The sequence below is a fragment of the Streptomyces sp. NPDC048507 genome (genome assembly GCF_043199995.1).
GTDB lineage: Bacteria > Actinomycetota > Actinomycetes > Streptomycetales > Streptomycetaceae > Streptomyces.
Genome location: NZ_JBICWZ010000006.1, coordinates 230788 through 250340, shown reverse-complemented (window position 1 = coordinate 250340; position 19553 = coordinate 230788). Strand labels below are relative to the sequence as shown.

The following is a 19553-nucleotide window of genomic DNA, read 5'->3' as shown; positions in this document are numbered from 1 at the left end:
GCGGCTCAGCCGTACGGGTAGAAGCCCGAGCCGGTCTTGCGGCCGAGCCGGCCCGCGTCGACCATCCGCTGGAGCAGCGGGGGAGCGGCGTAGAGCGGCTCCTTGAACTCGGAGTACATGGAGTCGGCCACCGAGGCGACCGTGTCCAGCCCGATCAGGTCCGCCAGCTTCAGCGGGCCCATCGGGTGGGCGCAGCCCAGCTCCATGCCGTTGTCGATGTCCTCGCGGCTCGCGATGCCGGACTCGAACATCCGGATCGCGGACAGCAGGTACGGGATGAGGAGGGCGTTGACCACGAACCCGCTGCGGTCCTGGGCGCGGATCGCGTGCTTGCCCAGCACGTCCCGCACCAGGGCCTCGGCCCGCTTGATGGTCTCCTCGCCCGTGGTCAGGGCCGGGATCAGCTCGACGAGCTGCTGCACCGGGGCCGGGTTGAAGAAGTGGATGCCGATGACCTGGTCCGGCCGCGACGTCGCGACGGCCAGCTTGACCAGCGGGATCGAGGAGGTGTTGGAGGCGAGGATCGCGTCCGGGCGGGTGATCACCTGGTCCAGGACCTGGAAGATCTCCGTCTTGACCTGCTCGTTCTCGACGACGGCCTCGATGACGAGGTCGCGGTCGGCGAACTCGCCGAGGTCGGTGGTGAAGGTGAGGCGGGCCAGGGTGGCGTCCCGCTCCTCCTCGCTGATCTTGCCGCGTTCGGCGGCCTTGGTCAGCGAGTTGTGCAGCCGGGTGCGCCCGATCTCCAGGGCTTCGCCCGTGGTCTCGGCGACCATCACCTCAAGACCGCTGCGGGCACACACCTCGGCGATGCCCGCGCCCATCTGGCCGCAGCCCACCACGCCGACCCGTGCGATGTCGGTCGGGAGGGTAGAGAGGTCCGTCACATCGTGCCTTTCGCTGCTCATCCATCGCGGGTCCCCCGTACTCCGGCAGTGTCACTGCCTTCCGGCGCCCGCCACGCCCCCCGACGTTACCCCCGAGTTCGTCCCGGCGGCGGGGTGGGGCGGGCATGCTGGGCGCACGCAGAGCGATGTCACGGAACGGAACGGAGCCATCACATGGCGTACATCGGACGGCGGGGACTGCTGGCGGGGGCCGCGGGGGTACTGGCCGGCGCGGCGGCGGCGGTCCCGGCGGCGGCGGACCCGGTCACGGACCCGGCGGCGGGAGCGGTGGCGGGTGCGGCGGAGCAGGGCCGCCGGACGCGGCGGGCCGGCGCCGCGGGGCGGCCGGGCGGCGGCCGGGCGGCGGCGGAGCTCAGGGGGATGTGGATCGCCTCGGTGGAGAACGTCGACTGGCCCTCGCAGTCCGGGCTGTCCGCGCGCGAGCAGCGCGCCGAACTGACGGGGCTGTTCGACACGGCCGTCGCGCGGCGGCTGAACACGGTGTTCCTCCAGGTCCGGCCGGCGGCGGACGCCCTGTGGCCGTCGGCGAAGGAGCCCTGGTCGCAGTGGCTGACGGGGGTTCAGGGCCGTGACCCGGGCTGGGACCCGCTGGGGACGGCGGTCACGGAGGCGCACGCGCGGGGTCTGGAGCTGCACGCCTGGTTCAACCCGTACCGGGTGGCCAACCACACCGATCCGGCCCGGCTCGTCGCCTCGCACCCGGCCCGGCGCAACCCCGGCTGGACCGTGCCCTACGGCGGGAAGCTCTACTACAACCCCGGTCTGCCGCAGGTGCGGGCGTTCGTGCAGGAGGCGATGCTCGACGCGGTCTCCCGCTATCCCGTCGACGGGGTGCACTGGGACGACTACTTCTACCCGTACCCGGTGGCGGGCCGGGACTTCGACGACGACGAGGCCTTCGCGGCGTACGGGGAGGGGTTCGCGTCCCGCGCCGACTGGCGCCGGCACAACACCGACACGCTGGTGCGGGAGATGTCGGGACGGCTCAGGACGCTGCGGCCGCGGGCCCGGTTCGGGATCAGCCCGTTCGCGGTGTGGCGCAACGCCGACCGGGACCCGCTGGGCTCGCGGACGCGGGCGGGGGTGCAGACGTACGACGACCTGTACGCGGACACCCGCAAGTGGGTCAAGGAGGGCTGGATCGACTCGATCGTCCCGCAGGTGTACTGGCACATCGGCAACTCCGCGGCCGACTACGCGAAGGTCGTCGAGTGGTGGGCCCGGACGGTCGAGGGCACCGGGGTGGAGCTGCACGTGGGCGAGGCGCTGTACCGCTGCGACGCGGACAGCCCCACCGCCGCCTGGCGCGATCCGGCGGAGCTGTCGAGGCACCTGACCCTCGCCGGGCGGTACGCCGGGGTCCGCGGCCACGTCTACTTCTCGGCGAAGCAGGTGGCCGCGGACCCCAACGGGGCGATGGCCAGGGTCGTCGCCGACCACTACCCGTCGGCGGCGGCGCCGCGGTGAGTCAGTGCGCGGGTTCCGCGTGCCGCTCCGCGGGATGCTTCACCACGCAGTCGGGGCCCGGAGACATGACCGCCTCGTGGCCGTCCGTGAAACGGACCCGGTAGGGAGGGGTGCCGTTCTCGCCCAGTACCTGAGTGATCTCGCCCAGCTTGTCGTGCTGCCCTACGACTCTCCCGTGCTGCACAAGCTGGTCGCCCTCGGTCGCGCGCATGTGCTGACCTCCTCGGAGCCGGTCTCGGAGCCGGACGGATTCCGGTGACAGCAGTTTACGGCGGTTCGCCCGGATTGAGACCGGCCGGAAGCCGCTCCCGGCGGCTCAGTTCCGCTGGGTCACCGCGATGCAGACCAGCACCGCGCCCGCGGCGAGTGGGGCGGCGGGCGAGAGGTGCTCGCCCAGCAGCGCCACCGACCAGACCAGGGTCAGCAGCGGCTGGGCGAGCTGCAGCTGGCTGGCCCGCGGGGCGCCGATCTCGGCCATGCCCCGGTACCAGACGTACAGGCCGAGGAAGGTGGAGCCGGCCGCCGCCCATACCAGGCCGGCCACCCCGTGGACGCCCAGGTGCACCGGCTCGTACGCCAGCCCGACGGCGGCGCCCGCCACCGTCAGCGGCAGGCACAGCACCAGCGCCCAGCCGATGACCTGCCAGCCCGGCAGGAGCCGGGCCAGGCGCCCGCCCTCGGTGTACCCGGCCGCGCACACCAGCAGCGCCCCGAACAGGTAGCCGTCACCGGGGGACAGGGCCCCGCCGCCCCCGGCCAGGGTGAAGCCCAGCACGACGGCGGCGCCGGCGAGGGCCGCCGCCCAGAAGCGGCGCGAGGGCCGGGCGCCGGTGCGCAGGGCGGATACGGCGGCGGTGGTCAGCGGCAGCAGGCCCACCACGACGGCGGCGTGCGAGGTGCTGGAGGTGCGCAGCGCGAGCGTGGTCAGCAGCGGGAAGCCGATCACCACCCCGCCGGCCACGACGGCGAGGCCCGCCCAGTGCTCCCGGGCGGGCAGCGGCACCCGCCCGGCCAGCAGGAAGACCCCGGCGAGGGCGGCGGCCAGCACGCTGCGCAGGGCGACGAGCGACCAGGGGCCGAAGCTCTCCAGGCCCCAGGCGGTGGCGGGGAAGGTCAGCGAGAAGGCCACGACGCCGAGCAGGGCGAGGGCGGTGCCGCGGCGGGTGCCGTCGGCGGGTCCGGTGTGGACCGCTATCGCCGCGGAGTGAGTAGCGCTATTCTGTGCTGTCATGTACGAGCGTAGCAGTGTGGTGGAACTGGCAGAATCCCTGCGGTCGGAGCTCGACCGCTATCCGCTGGGTGGAAAGCTCCCCTCCAGCCGGGTTCTGGTCGAGCGCTACCGCGTCAGCCCGGTCACGGTCTCCCGTGCCCTCGCCCAGCTCGCCGCCGAAGGGCTCGTCGTCACCCGCCCCGGCGCCGGGGCCTTCCGCGCCCAGCCGCGTACGCGGACGGACCCGCCCGGGGACACCTCCTGGCAGGAGGTCTCGCTGAGCGCGGAGGGGGCCGGCGAGGTCGTGCCCCGCTCCGTGGACGCCTCGGGGGTGCTGGTCTGCCTCAACACCCCGCCGTCCGGGGTGATCGGGCTCAACAGCGGCTACCTGCACCCCGCCATCCAGCCGGAACGGGCCATGGCGGCCGCGCTGGCCCGGGCCGGACGCCGGCCCGGGGCGTGGGGGCGGCCGCCCACCGAGGGGCTGCCCGAGCTGCGGGACTGGTTCGCCCGCGAGATCGGCGGGGCCGTCGGGGCCCGCGACGTCCTGGTCACCGCGGGCGGGCAGAGCGCGCTGACCACCGCGCTGCGGGCGCTGGCCCCGCCGGGCGCGCCGGTCCTGGTCGAGTCGCCCACCTACCCCGGGCTGCTGGCCATCGCCCGCGCCTCGGGCTGCCGGCCCGTACCCGTACCGGTGGACGCGGAGGGGGTCCGCCCGGAGCTGCTGGCCGCCGCCTTCGAAGCCACCGGCGCGCGGGTCTTCGTATGCCAGCCGCTGTTCCAGAACCCGACGGGCGCGGTGCTGTCGGCGGCGCGCCGGCCCGAGGTGCTGCGGATCGCGCGGGCCGCCGGGGCCTTCGTGATCGAGGACGACTACGCGCGGGCCCTCGCCCACGAGGACGCCGGTCCGCCGCCCGCCACCCTGGCCGCCGAGGACGCCGACGGGGTGGTGGTGCACGTCCGCTCACTGACCAAGGCCACCTCGCCCAGCCTGCGGGTGGGCGCGCTCGCCGCCCGGGGGCCGGTGCTGGACCGGCTGCGCGCGATCCAGGTCGTGGACACCTTCTTCGTGCCCCGGCCGCTCCAGGAAGCCGCCCTGGAGCTGGTCGGCGCACCGGCCTGGCCGCGCCATCTGCGCTCCGTCGCCGCCGAGCTGCGCCACCGCCGGGACGTCCTCGCGGGCGCACTGCGCCGGGAGCTGCCGGGGCTGGAGCTCGCGCACCTGCCGGCCGGCGGGTACCAGCTGTGGGTGGGGCTCGGTGCGGGCGGCGACGACGCGGCCTTCGCCGCCGACGCCCTGCGGGCCGGGGTCGCCGTCGCGCCCGGCCGTCCGTTCTTCTGCGCGGAGCCGCCCGCCGCGTACGTCCGGATGAGCTTCGCCGGGGTGTCCGGGCCGGGCGAACTGGTGGAGGCCGTCCAGCGCCTGCGGGCCGTGGGGTGAACCCGGCGGAAGGCGGCGCCGCCCGCCCCGCACGCAGTACGGTGTGATCGTCGAGCACCTCCCGACGATTGCATAAAAGTGCAGCGCTACGTATAGTCATGCCATCGAGGAGGAGGTCCGATGGTGGTACGTGTAGCGGTGGCCGGAGCGAGCGGGTACGCGGGTGGTGAGCTGCTGCGCCTGCTGCTCTCGCACCCCGAGGTCGAGATCGGCGCGCTGACCGGGCACTCCAACGCCGGACAGCTCCTCGGCGGCCTCCAGCCGCACCTCGTGCCCCTCGCCGGACGGACCCTGGAGGCCACCACCCCCGAGGTCCTCGCCGGCCGGGACCGTCCGCACGACGTGGTCTTCCTCGCGCTGCCGCACGGACAGTCCGCCGCCGTCGCCGCGCAGCTCGGCGAGGACGTGCTCGTCATCGACATGGGCGCCGACCACCGGCTGAAGGACTCCGCGGCCTGGGACCACTTCTACGGCGCCCCGCACGCCGGGACCTGGCCCTACGGCCTGCCCGAGCTGCCCGGCGCCCGCGCCGCCCTCGCCGGGACCAGGCGGATCGCCGTCCCCGGCTGCTTCCCCACCGCCGTCACCCTCGCGCTCCAGCCCGCCTACGCTGCCCGCCTCGCCGGGCCCGAGGCCGTGATCGTCGCCGCCACCGGGACCTCCGGCGCCGGCAAGGCCCTCAAGCCGCACCTGCTCGGCTCCGAGGTGATGGGCACCGTGACCCCGTACGGGGTGGGCGGCATCCACCGGCACACGCCGGAGATGGTGCAGAACCTCTCCCCGCTCGCCGGCGAGCCCGTCTCGGTCTCCTTCACCGCCAACCTCGTCCCGATGCCCCGCGGCATCCTCGCCACCTGCTCGGCGAAGGCGCTCCCGGGCACCACCGCCGAGTCGCTGCGCGCCGCCTACGAGAAGGCGTACGCGGACGAGCCGTTCGTCCACCTGCTCCCCGAGGGCGTCTGGCCCACCACCAAGTCCGTGTACGGCTCCAACGCCGTCCACCTCCAGGTCGCCTTCGACCCGTACGCCGGGCGGATCATCGCCATCAGCGCGATCGACAACCTGACCAAGGGCACCGCCGGCGGCGCGGTGCAGAGCATGAACATCGCGCTCGGGCTCCCCGAGGCGCTGGGTCTTTCCACGATTGGAGTCGCGCCGTGAGCGTTACGGCTGCACAGGGGTTCACGGCGGCGGGCATCGCCGCCGGGATCAAGGCGAACGGCAACCCGGACCTGGCCCTCGTGGTCAACAACGGCCCCCGGCTGGCGGCCGCCGGCGTCTTCACCTCCAACCGCGTCAAGGCCGCGCCCGTGCGCTGGTCCGAGCAGGTCCTGCGCGGCGCCACCGTCAGCGCCGTCGTCCTCAACTCCGGCGGGGCCAACGCCTGCACCGGCCCCAAGGGCTTCCAGGACACCCACGCCACCGCCGAGAAGGTGGCGGCCGTCCTCGGCGGCGAGCACAACGCCGGGGAGATCGCCGTCGCCTCCACGGGTCTGATCGGCCTCCTGCTCCCCATGGACAAGCTGCTGCCCGGCATCGAGACGGCGGCCGCCGCCCTCAGCGCCGACGGCGGCGAGGCCGCCGCCATCGCCATCAAGACCACCGACACCGTCCACAAGACGGCCACCGCCTCCCGGGACGGCTGGACCGTCGGCGGCATGGCCAAGGGCGCCGGCATGCTCGCCCCGGGCCTGGCCACCATGCTCGTCGTCCTCACCACCGACGCCGACGTGGACGGCGCGACCCTCGACAAGGCGCTGCGCGACGCCACCCGCACCACCTTCGACCGGGTCGACTCCGACGGCTGCATGTCCACCAACGACACCGTGCTGCTGCTCGCCTCCGGCGCCTCCGGCCAGGTGCCCGCGTACGCGGACTTCGCGGAGGCCGTACGGACCGTCTGCGACGACCTCGCGCGCCAGCTGATCGGCGACGCCGAAGGTGCCAGCAAGAACATCCGCATCGAGGTGACCGGCGCGGTCAGCGAGGACGACGCCGTCGAGGTGGGGCGCTCCATCGCCCGCAACAACCTCCTCAAGTGCGCCATCCACGGCGAGGACCCCAACTGGGGCCGGGTGCTCGCCGCGATCGGCACCACCGGCGCGGGCTTCGACCCGGACCGGCTGAACGTCGCCATCAACGGCGTCTGGGTCTGCCGCAACGGTTCGGTCGGCGAGGACCGCGACCTGGTCTCCATGAAGGACCGCGAGGTCCGCATCACCGCCGACCTGGCGAACGGCTCCGAGTCCGCGGTCATCTGGGCCAACGACCTGACCGCCGAGTACGTCCACGAGAACAGCGCGTACTCGTCATGAGCACCGCACGCAAGCACACGGCCCTGCCCAAGGCGGAGATCCTCATCGAGGCCCTGCCCTGGCTCACCCGCCACAACGGCAAGGTCGTCGTCATCAAGTTCGGCGGCAACGCCATGATCGACGAGGACCTGAAGGCCGCCTTCGCCCAGGACGTGGTCTTCCTGCGGCAGGCCGGCCTGCGGCCCGTCGTCGTCCACGGCGGCGGCCCCCAGATCAACGCCCAGCTCGACAAGCAGGGCCTGGTCAGCGAGTTCAAGGCGGGCCTGCGGGTCACGACCATGGAGGCGATGGACGTCGTACGGATGGTGCTGGCGGGCCAGGTCCAGCGCGAGCTGGTCGGACTGCTCAACCAGCACGGCCCGCTCGCCGTCGGCATGACGGGCGAGGACGCCCACACCATCACCGCCACCAAGCACACCCCCTCGATCGAGGGCGAGTTCGTCGACATCGGGCGGGTCGGTGAGATCACCGCGATCGACACCGGCGCCATCGAGGCCCTGCTGGCGGACGGCAGGATCCCGGTGATCTCCTCCATCGCGCGCAGCGCCGACGACCACCACGTGTACAACGTCAACGCCGACACGGCCGCGGCGGCCCTCGCCGCAGCGCTGGGCGCCGAGACGCTGATGGTCCTCACCGACGTCGAGGGCCTCTACGCGGACTGGCCCAACAGCGACGAGGTCATCAGCCGGCTCACCGTGAGCGAGCTGGAGAAGCTGCTGCCCGAGCTGTCCAGCGGCATGGTCCCCAAGATGGAGGGCTGCCTGCACGCCGTCCGGGGCGGGGTCGGCACCGCGCGCGTGATCGACGGCCGGGTCCAGCACTCGATCCTGCTGGAGATCTTCACCGACGAGGGAATCGGCACGATGGTCGTGCCCGACGCACAGGGAGGGGAACCCGCATGACCGGCAACCAGGAGTTCGCCGCCCGCTGGCAGGGCGCGCTGACCGACAACTACGGCACCCCCGCGCTGGCCCTCGTACGCGGTGCGGGCGCCAGTGTGTGGGACGCGGACGGCACGCGGTACACCGACTTCGTCGGCGGGATCGCCGTCAACGCCCTCGGCCACGCCCACCCGGCGATCGTCGAGGCCGTCACCGCGCAGATCTCCACCCTCGGCCACGTCTCCAACCTCTACGCCTCCGAGCCCGTCGTCGCCCTCGGCGAACGGCTGCTCCAGCTCTTCGGCCGCCAGGGCCGGGTGTTCTTCTGCAACTCCGGTGCGGAGGCGGTCGAGGCGGCCTTCAAGATCGGCCGGCTGACCGGGCGGACCCACATGGTCGCCACCACCGGCGGCTTCCACGGCCGGACCATGGGCGCCCTCGCGCTCACCGGCCAGCCGAAGAAGCAGGAGCCCTTCCTGCCCCTGCCCGGCGAGGTCACGCACGTCCCGTACGGGGACGTCGAGGCCCTGCGGGCGGCCGTCACGGAGCGGACCGCCCTCGTCCTCATCGAGCCGGTCCAGGGCGAGAACGGCGTCGTGGTCCCGCCCGCCGGCTACCTCACGGCCGCCCGCGAGATCACCCGGGCCACCGGCACCCTGCTCGCCCTCGACGAGGTCCAGACCGGCATCGGCCGTTGCGGCCAATGGTTCGAGCACCAGGCCCACGAGGGCGTCGAGCCCGACCTCGTCACCCTCGCCAAGGGGCTGGGCGGCGGCCTGCCCATCGGGGCCGTGGCCGCCTTCGGCCCCGCCGCCGACCTGCTCCGGCCCGGCCAGCACGGCACCACCTTCGGCGGCAACCCGGTCGCCTGCGCCGCCGGCCTCGCCGTCATCGACACCATCGCCGCCGAGGGACTGCTCGACCAGGTCAAGGCGCGCGGCGAACGGCTGCGCTCCGGAATCGAAGCCTCCGGCCACGGGCTGGTCTCCCACGTCCGCGGCTCCGGCCTCCTGCTGGGTATCGTGCTGACGGAGCCGCTCGCGCAGAAGGCGCAGCAGGCGGCTCAGGAGGCCGGATTCCTGGTCAACGCGCCCGCCCCCGACGTCGTACGGCTGATGCCCCCGTTCGTCATCACCGAGGCCGAGGTCGACGCGTTCGTCCGGGCGCTGCCCGGCATCCTCGACGAAGCGGGACGATCCGGAGAATGAGACGACGATGAGTCAGGCGCAGGAACACGAGCAGCAGGGCCCGTCCGTCCCGCAGACCCGCACCGCCCGCCACCGCCGGATCGTGGACATCCTCAACCGGCAGCCGGTCCGTTCCCAGAGCCAGCTGGCCAAACTGCTCGCCGACGACGGGCTGAGCGTTACCCAGGCGACGCTCTCCCGCGACCTCGACGAGCTGGGAGCGGTCAAGATCCGCAACACCGGCGGCGAGCTGATCTACGCGGTCCCCAGCGAGGGGGGCTTCCGCACCCCGCAGGCCCCCCTCGGCGAATCGGCCAAGGAGGAACGCATGCGGCGGCTCTCCGGCGAACTGCTGATCTCCGCCGAGGCCTCCGCGAACCTCGTGGTCCTGCGCACCCCGCCCGGCGCGGCCCAGTTCCTCGCCTCGGCGATCGACCAGGCCGAACTGCGGGCCATCCTCGGCACCATCGCCGGGGACGACACCCTGATGCTGATCAGCCGCGACCCGGCGGGCGGCCAGGCCCTGGCCGACCACCTGCTGCGGCTGGCCCAGAAGGAGGGCTGAGCCGCCGGGCCGGTCAGCCGCAGGCCGCCACCGGCACGACGCCGACCAGCCCGGCCACCGGCACCACCTGCCGGGCCGTCACCGGCCCCGCGCCGACCCGCACGACGACCTCCCGCGCGTCGGCGCGCAGCAGCTCCCCGCACACCTCGGACCGGTCGGTGGTGACCCGGACGAGGTTGCGGGCGGGGGGCTCCGAGGCCACCCACAGCAGCACGAGGGCGCCCGCCGCCAGGGCCACCCCGGCCACGCAGCCCACCGCTGCCCAGCGCAGCGACCGGGTCACCCGGACGATCTCGCCCTCGGTCCACCGCCGCAGGGACTGCCCGCCCAGCAGGATGTCCTCACCGGGCCGCCCGTGCGCGGCCCGGGCGGCGAGCAGCATCCCGGCCAGCAGCAGGACGTACGCCGCCGCCACCATCGCCGTGGCGGCCGTCCCGGCCCCGCGGGCGGCGCCGGCCAGGCTGTCGGGCCCCTTGACGACGGTCAGTACGGCGAGCAGTCCGGTCAGGCCCGTGAGCCCCGTCCGCCAGCCCTCGGCCTGTCGGCGCAGCTGCGCGAGCTGCGTGAACTCCAGCTCCCGCGCCAACAGCGCCCACCGGCGCTCCGACGGCCCGCTCACGGGGCGCTGCGGATCCGCCAGGCGGCCCCGCACCCGACGAACACGGCCTCCGCGGGCATGCCGGGGTGCGCGTGGCCGCATTCGCAGAAGTGCGCCTCGGAGTACAGCGGATCGCGGTCCGGGGCGCCGGGCCTGGCGCGCGTACCGGCGAACCAGTCGCCCAGCCCCTTGCCGCCCAGTCCGGGCACGCCGTAGCGGTACGTGGTGGAGGTCGGGCCGCCGCAGCGGGGACAGGTGCCCCGTACGGTCACACCGGCGCCGTCGCCGTCGGGGGAGACGGAGAACCCGGTGTCCTCGATCTCGCCGAGCGGGCTCTCGTCGTAGCCGAGACCGGCCTGGTGGGCCGTCGAGGTCGGGTCGGTCGTCACGGGGTCTCCTCGGGGTCGGGTACCGGCGGCACCTCGGGCAGGTCCAGGGCGAACATGGCGGCGTAGAGCCCGAGCCGCCGACGGGCCCAGGGGGCGTCCCGGCCGACGGCCCCGGCGGCGCGGGCGATCGCCTCGGGCCCGATCCGGCCGTGCAGGGCGGGCAGCCGGCCGTCGTGGTGGACGGACAGCAGGATCAGGTCCTGCCAGCACGGGACGACCTCGGGCGCACCGGTGACCCGCGGCGCCGTGCCCTCCAGGGGCAGGTACGGCGTCATGCGCCGCCAGGTCCGGGCCACCGGTTCGCCGAGCCGGGCGGCGACGGAGACGACGTCGAGCGGGCCGAGTGCGTCCGCGGGCGCCGAGACGCGCTGCTCGGGGGCGAGGGCCAGCGCGTCCCCGGGTTCGGGCACAGCGGCCGGGAGTTCCGCCAGCTGCCGTTCGGACACCTCCGGTACGAGGGCCCCGATGGCGCGGAACCGGGTGAGGGACCGGTAGGCCTCGGCGGGTGGCAGTCGGCGGTTGCGGGCGTAGCCGATCAGGCGTTCCGCGGTGAGCGCGGTCCAGCGGGGGGCCTCCATCCACTCGCCGTCGAAGTCCTCGTCGTCGCCGAAGTCGATCAGCGCGGCGGTTTCGTGCCAGGTGGGAACGGTGTCGGCGAGCTCCGCCGGGAGCGGGGGGACCTTCAGACCCAGGGGCTTGGCCAGGCGCCGGGCGGTCTTCCAGGTCCGTCCCAGCGGCTCCCGCAGCTCTGTCGCCGCCGCGAGCAGGACGTCCGTCGTGGGGAGCAGCGGATAGTTCGCACCGCCCCACGCCGGATCGCGTCCGGCGAAGTAGTACTGGTGCCCGTGGGCCATCTCGTCCCAGGCCTCCACGAGCTGGTCTCCGGGATCCGTCCGTACCCCTGCCCGGCGCAGGTCGGCCAGGGCCCCGGCCAGCTCGCTGTCCGCGGTCTCCTTCGGCCTGCAGAAGGCGAGGTCGCGCAGGCTGAAGCCGTCCTCCAGCCGCAGCCCCTGCTCGTGGGCGATCTGGGCGATGTCGGCCGTCGCCTCGCCCGGAACGAGCCGGCCGGCCTCCGACGCGGCCGGATAGCGGCGCTGGTACTCCACTCCCAGCCGGGAGGTCCAGAATCCGAGTTCCTTCTCCGCCTTGCGCAGGGTCAGCTCCCACCGTCCGGCATAGGCCAGGGTGGCGGCCCAGGCCAGCGCGGGCGGCGCCTCCCCTGCCGTGTGCAGGAAGTGGCTCAGGAAGAACCGCTCGTCGGGCGGCACCTCGCACCACGCGAGCACCGTCTTCCAGTCGTGGGCGGGCCACCCGAGCCAGGAGAAGCGGGCGATGTGCTCGCTGACCTCACGCGGGCTGCGCCCGGTGAGCTCCGAGAGCGGCAGGACGTCCCACGGCCGGCGGGCCGGGCGCCAGGTCTTCTCGGGGGTCTCCAGATAGAGCACGGCCAGGTCCGCGTCGTCGCAGACGTGATCGCGGTGGTGCGCGGGCACTTCGGGAACGGGCGCGGGCATCAGGCCGACGTAGCGCCGGCACCGCTCCGCCAGTTTCCCGAGCGGGACGCGGCCGGCGGCGGAAGCACGGACCAGGCCGCCCAGATCGGCGGGGCCGTGCTCGAAGCCGGAGAGCTCCCGGCTCCGCCGGCCGTACCGGTCTTCGGTGGCGAGCAGCCCCCTCGTCAGCAGCCGGTCGCGCCAGTCGGGTGCCCAGTCCAGCGGCCCGAGGGCGCTGGGCGGCGGGGCGAGCGCCGGATCGGTGATGCGCAGCGAGCGCACGATGCGCAGGAGCTCACCGACCGTCCTGCCCTGGCTGTAGGCCTGGTTGAGGACCGTGCGCCAGTCCCCGACGGTGGAGTTGGCCACGAAGCCCCACCCGGGCTCCGGCAGCGGGTGCCCGGCGAGGGTGAGGGGAGGGGCGTCCAGCGGATCCCGCGGCCGTACCCCGTGGGCGGCGGCCCGCCATGCGAGACGGCGTGCGTCCTTGCCGGTGGCCGTTCGCGTCTTCGAACGGATCCCGGAGTCCGGCTCGAACCAGCCGACCCGGTCCAGTGCCACGTCCGGCCCGCCCCCGCCGACCGGGATGCTGAGCCCCCGTTCGCGCAGCGCGTCCCACAGGATGCGCGCGCACCGCAGCGCCGTCCGCTCCATGGACCAGAGCCAGGACATGGTCAGCCCGCCCCACGACACCAGGACCGGTGCTCCGGCCCGCCACAGCTCCGCCTCCCAGTCACGGTCGTAGTCCTGCAGCTTGGTGCGGTTGACACTCAGCTCTCCCGCGTGCGGGCCCGTCAGGTTCAGCACGTATCCGCGCGCCTTCTGGTCCGTGACGATGCCGTCGCAGACGACGGCGCCCTCCCCGTCCACCCACCACAGGGATCCGGCGACGGCCTCGACGGCGCCACCGGGCCCGTACGCACCCTGGAGCGCCCCCGCCGGCCAGTGGTATGAGGCCCCCGAGGCATCCCGGGCGTCCAGCGGGAACTCGCTGACCAGCACCAGCGAACGCAGCACCGTGACGCAGGACAGGGACTCGGCGCCACGGCCCGGCCGGGTGTGCAGCCGGACCCGGGTGCCGCCGTCCGGCATGCCGTCGCCGGGGCCCTCGTACTCCTGGATGCGGAACAGGCTCCCGCTGCCGGAGATGTGCACCAGCAGCGCCTTCTCCGCGGGGACGCCGTCCGGGCCCACCTGCCGGGTCACGATGGTCATCTCGTCGGCGAGCATGAAGTAGCTGAACACCCCGATGCCGAAACGGCTGTTGGGATAGAGCCGCAGCGACGGGTCCTGGCGCAGCCAGGCGTCCTGCTCGCGCCGGAAGTCACGCGACTGCTCGAAGCGGCGGCCCGCCCGGGTGAAGGTGCCGCGCAGCTGTTCCACGCCCATGCCGACTCCGGTGTCCCGGCATTCGACGTACGGACCGCGCTCGTCCTCGCCCTGGGTGAAGGAGATCCGGCCCTGCCAGCCGCCCGTCTCGTGCCCCGTGGCCCGCAGGTAGCGCCGTCGCATCGCCCGGTAGCGGCAGGCGTCCATGGCGTTCTGGTACAGCTCGCGCAGCGCCAGCTCCCGACGGCCGTCGTAGAGCTGCTCGCCCATCAGCAGCTCCCGCACCTCGGTCTGCGCCAGCTGGAAGCGCAGCAGGGGTACGTCGTAGGCGCGCCGCCCCCGCGACTCCATCGGGCGCAGGCGACGGTCGCTGACCCGGGCGGGCAGCGCCGCCAGCAGTTCCCGGTCGGCCGCCGGCCACCACGGGACCCTCAGCAGCGAGCCGGTCAGCTCGTCCGCGCGTTCGACGGCGCCGCCCAGGGCGGCGTGGACCGCCGGATGGGGGCACACCACGTCCAGGTGGAGCCCCTCGTCCTCCGCGTACCACTCGGTGTCGTTCAGCACGGCGACCACCTCCCGCGGGAGCACCCCGTCCGGGACGGCGAGGTGCTCCGCGAGCACCTCGGGCAGGGCGCGGACGTCGAGCGCCAGCGCGGCGGCCAGGTGCAGCAGCGCCGTCAGCGGCCGCACCCGCACCGTCCGGGTCTCCCGGCCCGGGCGGACCCGGAGCGGCTCGGCCGGCAGCTGCTCCCACACCGGACCGCGGCCGACGGCCGCGGCCAGCTCCGCGACGGCCGCCGCGAACTCGGCCGTCCGGGCGGTCGGACCGCCCTCCACCCCGAGGAGCGCCGTGACGAAGGGGTCGACGAAGGCGGGCGGCACCGCGTGCTCGTCCGTCTCGAACTGTTCGGCGATCCACCGGTGGACCAGCCAGCCCGAGACGTTCCGGGCGTCCTCCGCGAAGCCGTCCCGCCCCAGCGCGTCGTCGATCTTCCGCGCGATGTGCGGATGGTGCGCCGCCACCTGCTCGTAGTACCGGCGCCCCGGACCGGCCTCGGGCGTCCGGCGCACCGACCACGGATTCACCTCGCGCGCCGCGCTCAGCCGGTTCGCCCGGGCCGCCTCGTGCAGGACCGGCGCGGCCACCAGTACGGCCGCCTCCACCGCCGACAGACCGGCGTCCTCCGGGAGGAGCCGGGGGAGCACCTTGAGCAGCAGCCGTACCGGGAAGGCGTCGTCCGCCCAGGGGTCCGGCTGCCGCCGCCGCGCGCGGTGCACCGTCTGCGCGCTGTCGCGGACCAGCCGCTCCACCGCCTCGCGGAAGAGGTCCGCCTCGGCGGCCTGGTCCGCGGGGACCCGCTCCCACAGCGGGCACTCGCGTACCGCCCGCTGCCAGGACTCCAGCAGCCGGCGGCCGTCGCACACCACCGTGGCCCGGGTCCGGGGTTCGTGGTCGGCGCCGTAGCGCACCTCGGGATGCTGGCGCAGCCCGTGGGCGTGCGCGGCCTTCCGGGCCAGGGCGGAGGCCGTCGCGTGCACTTCCCCGACGGTGCGCGCGCCCGTCAGGGGCCGCACCGCCTCCGCGAGGCCGAGCGTGAAGAAGCTGCCCTCGTCCGTGTGCCCGCAGACCTCGCCCGCGCGGCAGCCGGTGAGCACCGCGAAGCTGCCCGAGGGCGGCCCCGCGACGATCTTGCCGCCGAAGCGGAAGCCGTCGTCGGTCATCGGCGAGCGGCAGGCGTCGAGCGTCCACAGCACGGTGCCGGTCCTGCACTTGGCCAGGTACGGACCGATGTCGGCCGGCACGAGGCTCTGGAGCACGTGGGGCTGCTCCCAGTCCTCGTCCCCCTCGGCGGGAGCCAGTGCGTCGTGCGGCACCAGGTAGTCGGTGTCCCCGACGCGGACCCCGTGACCGGTGAAGTGGATCAGCAGGACCCCGTCGGCCGGCAGGTCCCGGCCGGCGGCCGCGATCCGGGACGTGAGGGCCGCCCGGGTCGCCTCCTCCAGGACCTCGACCTCGTAGCCCGACTCCCGCAGCGCGTCGGCCAGCTCCCGCAGATCGGCGGCGACCGGCTTCTCCAGCGGGGCGAAGCGCCCGCCCGCCCCCGGTGTCGTCCCCACCCCGATCAGCAGGGCCCTGCGCGTTCCGTCCATGTCCCCTCCCCGTGGCACGGGGACATGATCTCAGTACCGGGTCACCGCCAGCGGGCCGGATTCCGTGCCGATCGCGATGTGCGGATGGCGGCCGGGGTCCGCCCAGCGGAGCAGGGCGCGCAGGGCGCGGCGGGGGACCGAGACGCAGCCGGCCGTGGCGCCCTCGCCGTCGACGTGGAGGAAGATGCCCGCGCCCCGGCCGCGTACGGGCCGCTCGTAGTTGAAGCCGACGACCAGGGCGTGCGCGTACTGCCGGCCGTAGGAGGCCAGGTGCTCGGCTTCGCCGGGGGCGCAGTCCGCCGGGAGCGGTTCCGTCCAGCGGTTGTACTGCGCCGAGGCGTTGTCCTGGCACCACCACGAACGGTCCGTCACCGGCCGGTAGGCGTAGGCCGTCCCGGCCGGCGGCGGTGCGGTGCCGAAGGCGTACGGGAGCCCGTACAGGCCCGTCGGCGTGGTGTTCGTGCCCTGGGTCCGCGTCGCGCCCTCGGTGAGGCCGTTCGCGCCGAACCGGGCGGGCGCGCTCCCGGCCCGGTACCAGCGGCCGGCCCGCCGGTCCCACCAGCTGAGCCGGCCGGTCGTGGAGCCGGGCGCCGGGGCCACGGCGGTGATCAGCTGGCTGCCGCCGCCGGTGTCGGCGAGGCGGTCGGGCAGCGGGCCCGCGGGGCCGCCCGCCAGGGGCAGGGCGGCGAGGATCAGCGAGCCGGTGAGCAGAGCGGTACGCAGCACACGTCAGACGGTACGGGCCGGGGCGGGCAGGGGGAGCGCAGGCAGGCCGTCGAGGCTCGAACCGGTGACTCCATGGCGCACCATCGGGGCGCGATTGACGAAACATACGGAGTAGTGCATAGTTATGCCTGTCGTTGAATGCACCGTAAGGAGAAACCCGTGACCGAGCGCGTCGTACTCGCCTACTCGGGCGGCCTGGACACCTCCGTCGCCATCGGCTGGATCGCCGAGGAGACGGGCGCCGAGGTCATCGCCGTTGCCGTGGACGTCGGCCAGGGCGGCGAGGACCTGGACGTCATCCGCAAGCGCGCGCTCGACTGCGGTGCGGTGGAGGCCGAGGTCGCCGACGCCTCGGACGAGTTCGCCAACGAGTACTGCCTCCCGGCGATCAAGGCGAACGCCCTCTACATGGACCGGTACCCGCTGGTCTCGGCGCTCTCCCGGCCGGCCATCGTCAAGCACCTGGTCGCCGCCGCCAAGAAGCACGGCGCCACGACCGTCGCCCACGGCTGCACCGGCAAGGGCAACGACCAGGTCCGCTTCGAGGCGGGCATCGTCGCCCTCGCCCCCGACCTCAAGTGCATCGCCCCGGTCCGTGACTACGCGATGACCCGGGACAAGGCGATCGCCTTCTGCGAGGAGAAGCAGCTCCCGATCGCCACCACCAAGAAGTCCCCGTACTCCATCGACCAGAACGTCTTCGGGCGCGCGGTCGAGACGGGCTTCCTGGAGGACATCTGGAACGCCCCGATCGAGGACATCTACGAGTACACCTCGAACCCGGCCCTGCCCCGCGAGGCCGACGAGGTCGTCATCTCCTTCAAGGAGGGCGTCCCGGTCGCCATCGACGGCAAGCCCGTCAGCGTGCTCCAGGCCATCCAGCAGCTGAACGACCGCGCCGGCGCCCAGGGCATCGGCCGGATCGACATCGTCGAGGACCGTCTCGTCGGCATCAAGTCCCGCGAGGTGTACGAGGCCCCGGGCGCGATCGCGCTGATCACCGCCCACCAGGAGCTGGAGAACGTCACCGTCGAGCGCGAGCTGGCCCGCTACAAGCGGCAGGTCGAGCAGCGCTGGGGCGAGATGGTCTACGACGGCCTGTGGTTCTCCCCGCTCAAGCGGGCGCTGGACGGCTTCATCAACGAGGCCAACCAGCACGTCACCGGTGACATCCGGATGACCCTGCACGGCGGCCGCGCCGTCGTCACCGGCCGCAAGTCGGACGAGTCGCTGTACGACTTCAACCTCGCGACCTACGACTCGGGCGACACCTTCGACCAGTCCAAGGCCCAGGGCTTCATCGAGATCTTCGGGCTCTCCTCGAAGATCGCCGCCCGTCGCGACCTCGCCTGAGTCGTCCGCGCGGTACGACGGCGGCCTCCCCGAAACCTCCGCGGCGGGGAGGCCGTCGCACATCCACCCTCATGAGGAGCAGCAGCTGTGAGCAGCAACAACGGTGACGTCCGGCTCTGGGGCGGCCGGTTCGCCGACGGGCCCTCGGAGGCCCTCGCGAAGCTGTCCGCGTCGGTCCACTTCGACTGGCGCCTCGCGCCGTACGACATCGCCGGCTCGCGCGCCCACGCCCGCGTGCTCGCCAAGGCGGGCCTGCTCACGGCCGAGGAACTCGACCGCATGACCGACGGCCTGGACCGGCTGGAGGCCGACGTGGCCGACGGCTCGTTCACCGGCACCATCGCCGACGAGGACGTGCACACCGCCCTGGAGCGCGGCCTGCTGGAGCGGCTCGGCGCCGACCTCGGCGGCAAGCTGCGGGCCGGCCGGTCGCGCAACGACCAGGTGGCGACCCTCTTCCGGATGTACCTGCGCGACCACGCCCGGATCATCGGCGGCCTGATCGCCGACCTCCAGGACGCGCTGGTCGGCCTCGCCGAGGCGCACGCGGACGTGGCGATGCCGGGCCGCACCCACCTCCAGCACGCGCAGCCGGTGCTCTTCGCCCACCACGTCCTGGCCCACGTGCAGTCCCTGTCCCGGGACGCCGAGCGGCTGCGGCAGTGGGACACCCGGACCGCCGTCTCCCCGTACGGGTCGGGCGCGCTGGCCGGTTCCTCGCTGGGCCTGGACCCCGAGCAGGTCGCGGCAGACCTGGGCTTCGAGCGGGGCTCGGTCGGCAACTCGATCGACGGCACGGCCTCCCGCGACTTCGTCGCCGAGTTCGCGTTCGTCACGGCGATGATCGGGATCAACCTGTCCCGGATCGCGGAGGAGATCATCCTCTGGAACACGAAGGAGTTCTCCTTCGTCACCCTCCACGACGCCTTCTCCACCGGCTCGTCGATCATGCCGCAGAAGAAGAACCCCGACATCGCGGAGCTGGCGCGGGGCAAGTCGGGCCGGCTCATCGGCAACCTGACGGGCCTGCTGGCGACCCTCAAGGCGCTGCCGCTGGCCTACAACCGGGACCTCCAGGAGGACAAGGAGCCGGTCTTCGACTCCTGCGACACCCTGGAAGTCCTCCTGCCCGCCTTCACCGGCATGATGGCGACCCTCACCATTCACCGGGAGCGGATGGAGGAGCTGGCTCCGGCGGGCTTCTCCCTGGCCACCGACATCGCGGAGTGGCTGGTCAAGCAGGGCGTGCCGTTCCGGGTGGCGCACGAGGTGGCCGGTGAGTGCGTCAAGGCCTGCGAGGCCGAGGGCATCGAACTCGACCGGCTCACCGACGACCAGTTCGCGAAGATCTCGGAGCACCTGACACCCGAGGTCCGTACGGTCCTCAACGTCAAGGGCGCCCTGGCCTCCCGCAACGGCCGCGGCGGCACCGCCCCGTCGGCGGTGGCCGTCCAGCTCACCGAGCTGAAGGCCGACCTGGTCATCCAGCACGCCTGGGCCCTCCACAAGAAGTAGCCGCACACCCGTCGCACCCTCG

Annotated in this window: 16 protein-coding genes; 9 read left to right on the top strand and 7 right to left on the bottom strand. The window is 73.8% G+C overall.

Features of this window, described 5'->3' with window-relative positions; translation table 11 throughout:
- Positions 1-5: 5 nt before the first annotated feature.
- Positions 6-908 (bottom strand): 3-hydroxybutyryl-CoA dehydrogenase, encoded by a 903-nt coding sequence (locus tag ACGFXC_RS19145; RefSeq protein WP_351824133.1) that lies wholly within the window; start codon positions 906-908, stop codon positions 6-8.
- 153 nt (positions 909-1061) lie between these two features.
- On the opposite strand from ACGFXC_RS19145, the gene ACGFXC_RS19140 reads away from it, so the two are divergent.
- Complete coding sequence (locus ACGFXC_RS19140; protein ID WP_393714209.1) at positions 1062-2375, top strand: glycoside hydrolase family 10 protein; 1314 nt, start codon at positions 1062-1064, stop codon at positions 2373-2375.
- Between the two features lies 1 nt (position 2376).
- On the opposite strand, the gene ACGFXC_RS19135 is transcribed toward ACGFXC_RS19140, so the two are convergent.
- Positions 2377-2586 (bottom strand): DUF1918 domain-containing protein, encoded by a 210-nt coding sequence (locus ACGFXC_RS19135; RefSeq protein WP_393714207.1) that lies wholly within the window; start codon positions 2584-2586, stop codon positions 2377-2379.
- A 105-nt stretch (positions 2587-2691) separates the two neighbouring features.
- Positions 2692-3606, bottom strand: coding sequence for a DMT family transporter (locus ACGFXC_RS19130; RefSeq protein ID WP_393714205.1), 915 nt, complete (start codon positions 3604-3606; stop codon positions 2692-2694).
- On the opposite strand from ACGFXC_RS19130, the gene ACGFXC_RS19125 reads away from it, so the two are divergent.
- The 6 genes from ACGFXC_RS19125 to ACGFXC_RS19100 all read left to right on the top strand — a co-directional run bounded on the left by ACGFXC_RS19125 (position 3605) and on the right by ACGFXC_RS19100 (position 9977).
- On the top strand, positions 3605-5026 hold the full coding sequence (locus tag ACGFXC_RS19125; protein WP_393714204.1) for a PLP-dependent aminotransferase family protein: 1422 nt from the start codon (positions 3605-3607) through the stop codon (positions 5024-5026). The genes ACGFXC_RS19130 and ACGFXC_RS19125 overlap by 2 nt on opposite strands.
- A gap of 120 nt (positions 5027-5146) precedes the next feature.
- Positions 5147-6187, top strand: a complete 1041-nt coding sequence (gene argC / locus ACGFXC_RS19120) for an N-acetyl-gamma-glutamyl-phosphate reductase (RefSeq protein WP_393714202.1) — start codon at positions 5147-5149, stop codon at positions 6185-6187.
- A complete protein-coding gene (gene argJ / locus ACGFXC_RS19115; RefSeq protein WP_393714200.1) occupies positions 6184-7341 on the top strand; it encodes a bifunctional glutamate N-acetyltransferase/amino-acid acetyltransferase ArgJ in 1158 nt (385 codons plus the stop codon). Before argC ends, argJ begins: the two co-directional genes overlap by 4 nt.
- Positions 7338-8246: an acetylglutamate kinase gene (gene argB, locus ACGFXC_RS19110; RefSeq protein WP_393714198.1), complete on the top strand. Its 909-nt coding sequence runs from the start codon at positions 7338-7340 to the stop codon at positions 8244-8246. Before argJ ends, argB begins: the two co-directional genes overlap by 4 nt.
- Positions 8243-9433, top strand: a complete 1191-nt coding sequence (locus tag ACGFXC_RS19105; RefSeq protein WP_393714196.1) for an acetylornithine transaminase — start codon at positions 8243-8245, stop codon at positions 9431-9433. The genes argB and ACGFXC_RS19105 overlap by 4 nt, the downstream gene beginning before the upstream one ends.
- Positions 9434-9440: 7 nt before the next feature.
- The gene (locus ACGFXC_RS19100; protein WP_393714194.1) at positions 9441-9977 is read left to right on the top strand and encodes an arginine repressor; all 537 of its coding nucleotides are present in this window, start codon (positions 9441-9443) and stop codon (positions 9975-9977) included.
- Positions 9978-9990: 13 nt separating this feature from the next.
- Here ACGFXC_RS19100 and ACGFXC_RS19095 read toward each other — a convergent pair whose 3' ends face one another.
- Genes ACGFXC_RS19095 through ACGFXC_RS19080 form a run of 4 tightly spaced genes read right to left on the bottom strand, consistent with a single transcriptional unit; the run spans position 9991 to position 16660 of the window.
- Positions 9991-10596, bottom strand: coding sequence for a hypothetical protein (locus ACGFXC_RS19095; RefSeq protein ID WP_393714192.1), 606 nt, complete (start codon positions 10594-10596; stop codon positions 9991-9993).
- Positions 10593-10964: a hypothetical protein gene (locus ACGFXC_RS19090; RefSeq protein ID WP_393714190.1), complete on the bottom strand. Its 372-nt coding sequence runs from the start codon at positions 10962-10964 to the stop codon at positions 10593-10595. Before ACGFXC_RS19090 ends, ACGFXC_RS19095 begins: the two co-directional genes overlap by 4 nt.
- Positions 10961-15937: a caspase family protein gene (locus tag ACGFXC_RS19085; RefSeq protein ID WP_393714188.1), complete on the bottom strand. Its 4977-nt coding sequence runs from the start codon at positions 15935-15937 to the stop codon at positions 10961-10963. The genes ACGFXC_RS19090 and ACGFXC_RS19085 overlap by 4 nt, the downstream gene beginning before the upstream one ends.
- 30 nt (positions 15938-15967) lie before the next feature.
- Positions 15968-16660, bottom strand: a complete 693-nt coding sequence (locus ACGFXC_RS19080) for a L,D-transpeptidase (RefSeq protein ID WP_393714586.1) — start codon at positions 16658-16660, stop codon at positions 15968-15970.
- A 162-nt stretch (positions 16661-16822) separates the two neighbouring features.
- Here ACGFXC_RS19080 and ACGFXC_RS19075 point away from each other — a divergent pair, with 162 nt between their 5' ends.
- Positions 16823-18016, top strand: a complete 1194-nt coding sequence (locus tag ACGFXC_RS19075; protein ID WP_030723509.1) for an argininosuccinate synthase — start codon at positions 16823-16825, stop codon at positions 18014-18016.
- Between the two features lie 87 nt (positions 18017-18103).
- Positions 18104-19531, top strand: a complete 1428-nt coding sequence (gene argH, locus ACGFXC_RS19070) for an argininosuccinate lyase (protein ID WP_393714186.1) — start codon at positions 18104-18106, stop codon at positions 19529-19531.
- Positions 19532-19553 lie beyond the last annotated feature (22 nt).

Bases quoted from the DNA above. Each gene is read 5' to 3' on its own strand.
- ACGFXC_RS19145 (WP_351824133.1), bottom strand. From the start codon at position 908: ATGAGCAGCGAAAGGCACGATGTGACGGACCTCTCTACCCTCCCGACC.
- ACGFXC_RS19140 (WP_393714209.1), top strand. From the start codon at position 1,062: ATGGCGTACATCGGACGGCGGGGACTGCTGGCGGGGGCCGCGGGGGTA.
- ACGFXC_RS19135 (WP_393714207.1), bottom strand. From the start codon at position 2,586: ATGCGCGCGACCGAGGGCGACCAGCTTGTGCAGCACGGGAGAGTCGTA.
- ACGFXC_RS19125 (WP_393714204.1), top strand. From the start codon at position 3,605: ATGTACGAGCGTAGCAGTGTGGTGGAACTGGCAGAATCCCTGCGGTCG.
- ACGFXC_RS19130 (WP_393714205.1), bottom strand. From the start codon at position 3,606: ATGACAGCACAGAATAGCGCTACTCACTCCGCGGCGATAGCGGTCCAC.
- argC (WP_393714202.1), top strand. From the start codon at position 5,147: ATGGTGGTACGTGTAGCGGTGGCCGGAGCGAGCGGGTACGCGGGTGGT.
- argB (WP_393714198.1), top strand. From the start codon at position 7,338: ATGAGCACCGCACGCAAGCACACGGCCCTGCCCAAGGCGGAGATCCTC.
- ACGFXC_RS19105 (WP_393714196.1), top strand. From the start codon at position 8,243: ATGACCGGCAACCAGGAGTTCGCCGCCCGCTGGCAGGGCGCGCTGACC.
- ACGFXC_RS19100 (WP_393714194.1), top strand. From the start codon at position 9,441: ATGAGTCAGGCGCAGGAACACGAGCAGCAGGGCCCGTCCGTCCCGCAG.
- ACGFXC_RS19085 (WP_393714188.1), bottom strand. From the start codon at position 15,937: ATGGACGGAACGCGCAGGGCCCTGCTGATCGGGGTGGGGACGACACCG.